This window comes from Candidatus Thiodiazotropha endoloripes (assembly GCF_001708965.1).
GTDB lineage: Bacteria > Pseudomonadota > Gammaproteobacteria > Chromatiales > Chromatiaceae > Thiodiazotropha > Thiodiazotropha endoloripes.
This window is the reverse complement of the sequence record NZ_LVJW01000011.1, coordinates 1-862: the sequence shown is the minus strand read 5'-3', so window position 1 is coordinate 862 and position 862 is coordinate 1. Positions and strand designations below refer to the sequence as shown.

Here is an 862-nt window from a genome sequence, read left to right as displayed (position 1 = left end):
TCAAGTTGTTGTTTGAGAGGATTATCTAGTTCAATAATTCTGAAACTGCCCCAAGGTTCGGCGTTCGTCGGAAATTAAGTTTTTTACATGCCGCTTTAAGTGCATGACAGGCACCGACCATTCCTTTGAATCGACTTTCAAAATGCTGAGTTATGTAGAGCCAATGTTTGGTATCGAGCTGTAGCCTATCCAGAATGGGCGGAGCATGCTGAGAAATAGAGCCCCGTTTGTTTTCCAAAATAGCCCGCCCCGTCCAATCAACGAGTTGCAGATAGTCTTTGAGATGAAAGGGTATGCCTTTGGGCCTATCCTCCCGTGGGTAGCCAGCAAAAGGGAGTAAACCATCAGGTGTGCTGGGTCTCTCTGAATGATCAGAGTTTTTCTTGAACTGATGAACCCGTTCATTGATAGAAGTATACTCAGACTGCTCAGGCATCTCTGCCAGTCCGGCTCGAACAGGATTGAGGTCGACATAGACCATACAGGCGGCCAAGGCTTTCTCATCCAGCAGAGCCTGTGACTTAAATCGCCCCTCCCAATAGCGCCCTGTACAACCATCCTCCTGGTTGGCTTGTCTTGCGATCGGCTCATTGAGACAGCGCATGAACCAGCTGATCTCCTGGAGCCTCATACGCCATTTAGTGGTCAATTCAGTGACTGCATCTCGTTCAACCCGGCTGAGCGGCTCCCTGGCCAGATAACGCTGGACGATGACCGGTAGTGAGAATAGATGTTGCCAACGATCAATGACTTGCTGCTCAGACCAGCTGGTCGCTGTCTGGGTATCGACATGAAGGATGACGTGGTAGTGATTGGACATCACGGCATAGGCGCAGATATCGATGGCAAAAATCTCAGCCAA

At 49.5% G+C, this 862-nt stretch carries 1 protein-coding gene; it reads right to left on the bottom strand.

The window, feature by feature from the left end; all coding sequences use genetic code 11:
- Positions 1-25: 25 nt before the first annotated feature.
- A partial coding sequence (locus A3193_RS20675) for a transposase (protein ID WP_162273760.1) occupies positions 26-862 on the bottom strand: 837 nt, incomplete at its 5' end.